At 62.4% G+C, this 8838-nt stretch carries 7 protein-coding genes and 1 pseudogene; 3 read left to right on the top strand and 5 right to left on the bottom strand.

All coding sequences use genetic code 11. From position 1 onward, the window contains the following. From AOQ71_RS48375 to leuS, 3 genes and pseudogenes are all read right to left on the bottom strand, one after another. A pseudogene (locus AOQ71_RS48375) lies at positions 1 to 240 on the bottom strand (DNA polymerase III subunit delta); the annotation flags it as partial. A gap of 112 nt (positions 241 to 352) precedes the next feature. Continuing rightward, on the bottom strand, positions 353 to 904 hold the full coding sequence (locus AOQ71_RS24015; protein WP_057751964.1) for an LPS assembly lipoprotein LptE: 552 nt from the start codon (positions 902 to 904) through the stop codon (positions 353 to 355). Further along, a complete protein-coding gene (leuS, locus tag AOQ71_RS24010; protein ID WP_057751961.1) occupies positions 891 to 3515 on the bottom strand; it encodes a leucine--tRNA ligase in 2625 nt (874 codons plus the stop codon). Before leuS ends, AOQ71_RS24015 begins: the two co-directional genes overlap by 14 nt. Positions 3516 to 3713: 198 nt before the next feature. On the opposite strand from leuS, the gene AOQ71_RS24005 reads away from it, so the two are divergent. Continuing rightward, entirely contained in the window at positions 3714 to 3998 is a 285-nt protein-coding gene (locus AOQ71_RS24005; protein ID WP_057751960.1) for a hypothetical protein, read from the top strand. A gap of 85 nt (positions 3999 to 4083) precedes the next feature. On the opposite strand, the gene AOQ71_RS24000 is transcribed toward AOQ71_RS24005, so the two are convergent. Next, the gene (locus AOQ71_RS24000) at positions 4084 to 5787 is read right to left on the bottom strand and encodes a diguanylate cyclase domain-containing protein (protein WP_057751956.1); all 1704 of its coding nucleotides are present in this window, start codon (positions 5785 to 5787) and stop codon (positions 4084 to 4086) included. Positions 5788 to 5893: 106 nt separating this feature from the next. Between AOQ71_RS24000 and AOQ71_RS23995 the strand changes: the two genes are divergently transcribed. Further along, positions 5894 to 6583, top strand: a complete 690-nt coding sequence (locus AOQ71_RS23995) for a YggS family pyridoxal phosphate-dependent enzyme (RefSeq protein ID WP_057751954.1) — start codon at positions 5894 to 5896, stop codon at positions 6581 to 6583. Between the two features lie 139 nt (positions 6584 to 6722). Here the strand turns inward: AOQ71_RS23995 and AOQ71_RS23990 are convergent, their stop codons facing one another. After that, complete coding sequence (locus AOQ71_RS23990) at positions 6723 to 7412, bottom strand: 2-keto-4-pentenoate hydratase (RefSeq protein ID WP_245317095.1); 690 nt, start codon at positions 7410 to 7412, stop codon at positions 6723 to 6725. Positions 7413 to 7515: 103 nt separating this feature from the next. Here AOQ71_RS23990 and AOQ71_RS45350 point away from each other — a divergent pair. Continuing rightward, the coding region (locus AOQ71_RS45350; protein WP_057740974.1) for an IS4 family transposase at positions 7516 to 8838 on the top strand (1323 nt) is incomplete at its 3' end.

Raw genomic sequence — 8838 nt, 5'->3', positions numbered from 1 at the left:
GCCGAACAGCGGCACGGTCATGGCCTCGTCGACCAGACGCGACGGCTCGGCGGACAGCTCGTCACCGTCGAGCTTGACCAGCGAGAAGGGATCGTTGGGATCGTCAATGGCGGACGCAATCAGTGCGTCGGCGCGCTCGCGCACGAGGCCGGCGTCGGGACCGTAAAGCAGGATGATCGGGCGGCCCGCATCAGGACGTGCGAGGAAGGCATCGATCTCTTTTCCGCGCAGCGCGACCATGTTGCTCAGGATTCGTCATTCCGGGGCGCGCAACGCGCGAACCCGGAATCCGGAGATTGTGGATCGAGATTCCAGGTTCACCCTTCGGGTGCCCCGGAATGACTGGGATGAATCAGGAGCCCGCGGTGAAGAACGCGGCGAGCCTTGTGTTGATGTTCTCGGCAATCTCGTTGGCCGCACGATCCTCGGCGTCGCGTATCGCGCGGTTGCGGGCGAAGCGCTGATACGAGCCGGGCATGTCGTAGGACACGCGCGAGAAGGTCGAGCCGGTCATCACCGATTTGCCGGTCACGACCTCGACCAAATTATACTGGCAGTCGATGCCGTAATTCTCACTGGTCGGCAGGCCGGTCACGGCCGAGACGATCAGCGACGATTTGGTGGTGGTGAAGCGGATATCGAGTCGATGCGTCGGCGGCATGCCGGTCGCCGAGCCGTAGAGCTTGAAGGCGAGGGCGTTGCGGATCTCGACGCCGACGCGGGCCTCGCGGGAGGCGTTTGCCTTCGAGATCGGCGGCAGATCGACCCCCATCAGCTTTTCACGCAGGCCGGGGGTGCCATCGGTATGCTCGGCATACATCGGCTGGAAGCAGCCGGCCGTCAGCGCCGCCAGTGTGGCAATCGCCAGCAAGCGGGCAGCGATACGGATCCTAGCCGACAACATTCACGATCCTCTTGGGGACGATGATCACCTTGCGGACGGGCTTGCCGTCCAAGGCCAGTTTTACAGCATCAAGGGCCAAAGCGGCAGCCTCGATTTCCGGATTCTGGGCCACTGTTGCAACCGTGACCTCGCCCCGCTTCTTGCCGTTGACCTGGACCACCAGGGTCACGCTGTCTTCAACCAGCAAATCGCGTTCGATTTGCGGCCAACTGGCCTCGGAAACCAACCCGGGCTGGCCCAGAACCTGCCAGCACTCCTCGGCCAGATGCGGCATCATCGGGGAGAACAGCTGGACCAGGATCTGGCTGGCCTCCCGGATCGCCCAAGCCAAATCAGGGGCCGGCTGGCCGGGACGCTGGAGCACCTCGGAAAACGAATTCGTGAACTCGCGGATATGGGCGAGGCACACGTTGAAATGTAGCCGCTCGACGCCTGATGTGACCTTGTCCAGCGCGCCATGGGCGGCCTTGCGCAGGGCGGTCGCATCGTCACTGAAGGAACCCGGCCGGGTTGCGGGAGCGGTTTTGCTGACCTCCACGGCATCGTTCACCAGCCGCCACAGCCGCTGCACGAAGCGCGAGGCGCCCTGGACGCGCTCATCGCTCCAGATCACGTCGCGGTCGGGCGGGGAGTCCGACAGCATGAACCAGCGGGCGACATCGGCGCCATAGGTCGCGATGATGTCATCGGGGTCGACCGTGTTCTTCTTCGATTTCGACATCTTCTCGATCGGGCCGATCGTGACGTCTTCGCCGGTCGCGAGCAGAATCGCGCGGCGTCCGTTGCCGCCGACCTCGATCTTCACCTCGGCCGGCTGCACCCAGCTGCCGTCGGCCTTCTGGTAGGTCTCGTGTACCACCATGCCTTGCGTGAACATGCCGGCGAACGGCTCATCCAGCGCGAGATGCCCGGTGGCTTTCATGGCGCGGGTGAAGAAGCGGCTGTAGAGCAGATGCAGGATCGCGTGCTCGACGCCGCCGATATACTGGTCGACCGGGAGCATGCGGTTGGCGATCGCGGGCGTCGTCGGTGCTTTCTCGTTCCAGGGATCGGTGAAGCGCGCAAAGTACCAGGACGAATCCACGAAGGTGTCCATGGTGTCGGTTTCGCGGCTGGCGCTGCCGCCGCATTTGGGACAGGTGACGTGCTTCCAGGTCGGATGATGGTCGAGCGCATTGCCCGGCTTGTCGAAGCTCACGTCTTCCGGCAGCACCACCGGCAACTGGTCATCAGGCACCGGCACCACGTCGCATCTCGGACAGTGGATGACCGGAATCGGGCAGCCCCAATAGCGCTGGCGCGAAATGCCCCAGTCGCGCAGGCGGAAATTGACCTGGCGCTCGGCCACCGGCGCGTTGCCGCGCATCTCGCTTTCGAGGCGCTTGGCGACCTCTTCCTTCGCCTGCTCGATGGTCATGCCGTCGAGGAAACGCGAATTGATCATGCGGCCATCACCGTCATAGGCGGTGTCGGTGATGACGAAGGATTTGGGATCCTGGCCTTCGGGACAGACGACCGGCGTATTGCCCAGCGCGTATTTGTTGACGAAGTCGAGGTCGCGCTGATCATGCGCGGGACAGCCGAAGATCGCGCCCGTGCCGTATTCCATCAGCACGAAGTTGGCGACATAGACCGGCAGCTTCCAGTCCGGGTCGAACGGGTGCACCGCGCGGATGCCGGTATCAAAGCCCTGCTTCTCCGCGGTGTCGATGATCGATTGTGCCGTGCCGATCTTCTTGATGTCGGAGATGAACTCGGCGAGATCAGGGTTCTTCGCGGCGGCCGCCTGCGCCAGCGGATGATCCGCCGAGATCGCCATGAACTTTGCGCCGAACAGCGTGTCCGGGCGCGTCGTGAAGATCTTCAGCTCGCTCTCGCCGGCGGGCGTCGTCGCCTGATCCAGCGCGAAGCGGATCAACAGGCCTTCGGAGCGGCCGATCCAGTTGCGCTGCATCAGCCTGACCTTGTCGGGCCAGCGGTCGAGGCTATCCAGCGCCGATAGCAGCTCCTGCGCGTACTTCGTGATCTTGAAGACCCACTGGCTCATTTCACGCTGCTCGACGATTGCGCCCGAGCGCCAGCCACGGCCGTCGATCACCTGCTCGTTGGCGAGCACGGTCATGTCGACCGGATCCCAATTCAGCTTGCGCTTCTCGCGCTCGGCAAGGCCCGCGGCGAGCATATCCAGGAACATCTTCTGCTGATGCTTGTAGTAGCTGGGGTCGCAGGTCGCGAATTCGCGTGACCAGTCCAGCGACAGCCCGATCGAGCGGAGTTGCTTCTTCATCGCGGCGATGTTGTCGTAGGTCCAGGCCTTGGGTGCGACCTTGCGCTCGATGGCGGCGTTCTCGGCCGGCAGGCCGAAGGCGTCCCAGCCCATCGGGTGCAGTACGTTGAACCCCTTGGCGCGCATGAAGCGGGCCAGCACGTCGCCGAGCGTGTAGTTGCGGACATGGCCGATGTGGATGCGCCCGGAGGGGTAGGGGAACATCTCCAGCACATAATATTTTGGCCGCGAATCGTCGTTCTTCGAGACGAAGATCGCCTGTTCGTCCCATTTGCGTTGCCAGCGCGGTTCGGCGTCGCGGGCATTATAGCGTTCGGAGGTCATGGAATCGTTGCGTTTTCGTGGTTTTAGCGGCCTGAAGAGGCCGGACTAGGCCATAGAAGTCCTCGGGGGGTCAATGGGTTGCCGTGGCGAGCGGCCACTCGCAATCCTGCTCCGCAAAAGTACGTATATGGGTGTTGGGATCGGATTAAGGGGTCGGTGCGAGGTTGGCCCCCAATAGTGTACCCCCCGCGTCAGGCAATGGCCTCAGATTTCGACGATCCCGGCTACGACTATGCCGTGTCCGTCGCCGGACGGGCCGTGCGGACCATGGCCGAGCAACGGATTCCGCCGATGCCGACCAATTTTGCGATCTGGTTCCAGTACTACGCCGGCAGCCATAATAACCTGCGCAACGCCATCGACCTGCTGATTGACCACAACCGCCCCTTCGACGTCAGTACCAATCAGGACTTGTTCGAGACCTGTATCGCTCCCGAGGTCAGCGCCGTCGTGGTCGAGACGTCCGAGCGGCTGCAGGCCTGATGGATGCGGAAAACGAGCTCGATCGCGCCGAGGCTGCCGGCTAGAGCCAAAGCGCGATGACGATTCAACCCAATCTCATCGCGCTTTAGGCGCTCGCCGCAATCACCATACCCGCCGTGCCTTTCTCGATCGCTTGCACGCCGTGCTCGACGACATTGTTGCGGCCGCGATGCTTGGCGGCATAGAGCGCCGCGTCAGCAGCTTCGATCAGATCGCCGGGACGCAGCGACTCGTTCGGCCGGGTCGCAGCGACGCCGATTGAAACGGTGACGACCATGTGGGCCGAGGTGATGTGCGGCATGCAGAGTTTCAGCACGGCCGCGCGCACCTGTTCGCCGATCGCGACTGCGCGCATCAGGTCGGTGTTCGGCAGCAGGAGGCAGAACTCCTCGCCGCCATAGCGCGCGGCAAAGCCCATCGTATCGGCAGCGATGTCGGACAGCGACTCGCCGAGGCGCGTCAGGCAGGAATCGCCTTCGAGATGGCCGTAGGTGTCGTTGAACAGCTTGAAATGGTCGACGTCGATCATCAGCAGCGCCAGCTCGCTGCCATATTGCTGCGCGCGCATCCATTCGAAGTCGAGACGGCTCTGGAAGCCGCGGCGGTTGGCGAGGCCCGACAGCATGTCGATCGATGCCATCACCGTAAGTCGATCATTGGTCGCGATCAGCTCGCGTTCGCGCTGGCTGAGCTGCGCCGCCATCGCGTTGAAGGCGCGCGCCAGCGGCACGAATTCGGAAGGAAGGCTCTTGCGCGCGGCGCGGGCCGACAGATCGCCCTCGCCGAGACGCTTGGCCATGTCGGCAAGCATTTCGATCGGCTTGATCACGAGCTTCTCGGCGGCGATCAGCGCACCGAGCAGCACGAACATCACGACGAAAGCGAGCTGGAGATAGGCGGTGCGGATGTCGCGGCTCACCGCCGCGGACACTTTGTCTTCGTCGATGCTGGCGATCAGGCGGGCATTGGTGCCGGCGATGCGGATGAAGCTGACCGCGCGCTGCGAGCCGTCAGCGGCGAGGAACGACAACGAGCCTTCGTCCTGGTTCGAGCGCAAGGCCAGCTCAGCGATCGCCGACATCAGCGGCATGTCGTCAAGGGGCCGTCCAACGGCGCTGTGCTGGTCGGCGGGTGCGGCCAGCACGGTGCCGGTGCTGTCGACCAGCACCGCGGTAATGCCGACGCGACCGCCGAGATTGTTCATCACCTTCGACATCCAGTCGAGATTGACGGTCGCGAGCACGACAGCGTCCGCGACGCCGCTGAACGCGGAGACCGGATAGACCGCCATGACGGTCGGTGCCTGCGCCGGGCGCGACAGGATGAAGTCGGACAGCACGAACCGGCCGGTCTCCTGCGCCTGCTGGAAATAAGGCCGGTCGGAGAGGTCGAGGCCGACATACATGTTGTTGGTCGCACACTGGATGCGGCCGTCCTGGCCGGCGATCAGGAGTGTGCGGATCCAGGGCAGGCTGGTCGGCAGGCTCGCGCGCAGCACGTCGCAACTCTTGCCGACGCCGCCGGCGGAGGCGCGGATGAAGGCTTCCGATTTCAGGATGGTCTCGACCGACGAGATCACCTCACGCTGCGCATCGGCGCTGTGCCGTGCAACGGTGGTGAATTCGGCCGTGGCCTGCGCGATCTGCTTGGTGCGGGTGTCTTCAAGCGAGCGGATCCGCTCGAGCATCAAGGGCGCGACCAGAATCACCGCGAGCAACGCAAGCCGGGCCCTGATGCCGAGGACCTGCTTGAGTTTTACCCGCTTGCGGTTGAAACTGACGTTTGCCATCTTCGTTACCCACCCCACGGGCAAGGTAAAGCGAAGGGTTCAAAAAGCCTTTCTTGAACTCGGTAAAATTGGAACTACCTCCTGAAGTCACGGCCCAACCGACATCATGACAGACAACAACGCCGCGCCGGTAACCGGCGATTCACCAAATGCGCTCGCCGCGGTCGAGGCGGAAATTGCACGCGCCTGCAAGGACGCGCGGCGCGATCGCGCCTCGGTGACGCTGATCGCGGTGTCCAAGACGTTCTCGGCGGATGCAATTATGCCGGTCATCGGCGCCGGACAGCGCGTGTTCGGGGAGAATCGCGTGCAGGAGGCCAAAGCCAAGTGGCCGGCGTTAACGTCTGCTTACCCCGATATCACATTGCATCTTATCGGTCCGCTGCAATCCAACAAGGCGAAGGAGGCGGTCGCGCTGTTCGATGCGATCCATTCGGTCGATCGTCCGAGCATTTGCCAAGCGTTAGCCAAAGAAATCGAATCCCAGAACAAGCACCCGCAACTCTTCGTTCAGATCAACGTCGGCGAGGAGCCGCAGAAGGCCGGCGTCGCACCCGGCGAGGCCGACGCCTTCCTCAAGAGCTGCCGCGACACCTATGGCCTGACGATATCAGGCCTGATGTGCATCCCGCCGGTGGACGAGCCGCCCGCGGCGCATTTCGCGCTCACCGCCAACATCGCCGCGCGCAACGGCCTGACCAACCTCTCGATGGGCATGAGCGCGGATTATGCGACCGCCATCATGCTGGGTGCCACCCATGTGCGCGTGGGCAGCGCGATCTTCGGGCATCGGTAGGAGCCGTTTGCGACGATCGTGCCCGGCCAAGATTCTTGATTTCGTCATTGCGAGCGTAGCGAAGCAATCCAGAGTCCTCCGCGGAAATATTCTGGATTGTTTCGCTTCGTTCGCAATGACGGTAGAGAGAGAGGTGCGCCTACACGAACCCCACCGACACCTTCCCCAGCACACCAAAATCCGCCGCAAAATGATCGCCGGGCTGGATCGGCAGCGGCGGATGGCAGGTGCCTGTCGTCACCACCTGCCCTGCCCGCAAGGTGATGCCGAGCTCGCGCAGTTCGTTGGCGAGCCAGGCGAGCGCGGCGCGGGGATCGCCGAGCACGTTCTTGCCGTGACCGAGATAACGCTCGCCGCGCAGCGTGATCTGCGGCCGCTCCTCGACGAGATCGATCGCGCGCCAATTCGCAGCCGCTGCCGGCCCTAGCACGAACAGATGCGCGCAGGCATTGTCGGCGATCAGCTGTGCCTCGCCCGCGCTGGTGAAATCGCTGAAGCGTGAATCCGGAATTTCGATCGCGGGATGCAAGGTGTCGACGGCGGCAAGCACTTCATCGGTGCTAAAGGGCGAAGACCGCGGCGCCAGGTCGCGTCCCATGCGGAAGCAGAATTCCGGCTCGCCGACGCGCATCGAATTGCCTGTCATCGATGCGGTACCGCCATCGGCGATCACGGTCTCGCTCATGATGCGGCCGGCCAGCGGCCCTGCAACATTGATGTGCTTCTGACCGGCTTCGCTCGTGGCTGCGATTTTCCAGCCGAACAAGCTTCCGAACGATTGGTTTTCGAGCACGGCCTGCACGGCGTAAGCCTCCTTCCAATTACCCACAATTTGCGGTCGATTTAGACGACGTGTCCGCGGCGAAAACTTGAATCGGCAGAATCTCTTGTGATTCGTTGTCGAGCACCTGATTCGAATTTGATGGTGCTTGGTGGGCTTGGTACTAAAGGATCTTGCGGAAGCGCGTGCTCAGCGATTGACGACCGGCATCGAGACGTGGGTTGATCGGGAAGTTGCGGGATGCGAGTTTAAGGATGAGCGGCTCGGCCGCCGATTTTGCAAGTTGCTCGGGCTGATCGGGAGCGACATGGGTCAGAGCATCCCGCTGGTTTGTCAGGACTGGGCGAACACGAAGGCCGCGTATCGCTTCTTCTCCAACGAACGGGTCAACGAGGCGGATATTCTTGGCGGCCACTTTGAGGCGACGCACGGGCGCGCGACGACAACGGAGGGGCCGATCCTTGTCCTCCATGACACGACGGAATTCAGCTTCAAGCGAGAGAAGCCGGATCTGATTGGCTTTACAGGTAAGACGGCAGGGCGCACGCAGTGCGGCATCCTGATGCATTCGAGCCTCGCCGTGACGACCGAGGGGCTTCCGCTCGGACTGGCGGCAATCAAGTTCTGGACACGCAAGAAGTTCAAGGGGACGACGGCCCTGAAGCGAAAGATCAATCCGACACGGGTTCCGATCGAGCAGAAGGAGAGCATCCGCTGGCTGGAGAATTTACGACAATCGACCGACCTTCTCGCTGCCCCTGGACAATGCGTTCATATCGGCGATCGCGAGAGCGACATCTATGAGCTGTTCTGTCTGGCCGAAGAGGTTGGAACGCATTTCCTGGTGCGAACCTGCGTTGATCGACTCGCCGGGGACGGCAATCATACAATTGCCGACGAAATGGACGAGGTCGCGGTCAAAGGTCTGCACCGGGTGGCTGTCAAGGATGACAAAGGTGATCCGGATGAAGCGCTTCTTGAAATTCGATTCCGCAAGCTTCGAATTCTGCCGCCGATCGGCAAGCAGAAGAAATATCCTGCACTCACTCTGACCGTGATCCATGCTCAAGAGCGCGGAACGCCGAAGCGGCGAAAGAAAATCGAGTGGAAGCTTCTCACCGATCTCCCGGTCCAATCGCGCAAGGACGCCATCGAGAAGCTCGAGTGGTACGCGCTGCGGTGGAAGATCGAAGTCTTCCATAAGATCCTCAAATCGGGCTGCAAGGCGGAGGAGTCGAAATTGCGAACCGCTGAGCGATTGGTCAATCTGATCGCGGTCTTCTGCATTGTGAGCTGGCGCGTCTTCTGGATGACGATGCTCAATCGCTCCACGCCGAATGCGCCGCCGCAAACGGCGCTGACGGAAACCGAAATCAAGCTTCTCGATCATTTGGTGAAAGATCGGGGTGCCAACCGCTCTCAACGAACCACGATCTCCCACTACGTCGTCAAGATCGCGCGGCTCGGAGGATAC

Source organism: Bradyrhizobium manausense (genome assembly GCF_001440035.1).
In the GTDB taxonomy this organism is placed as follows: Bacteria; Pseudomonadota; Alphaproteobacteria; order Rhizobiales; family Xanthobacteraceae; genus Bradyrhizobium; species Bradyrhizobium manausense.
This window is presented reverse-complemented; position numbering and strand designations above follow the sequence as displayed.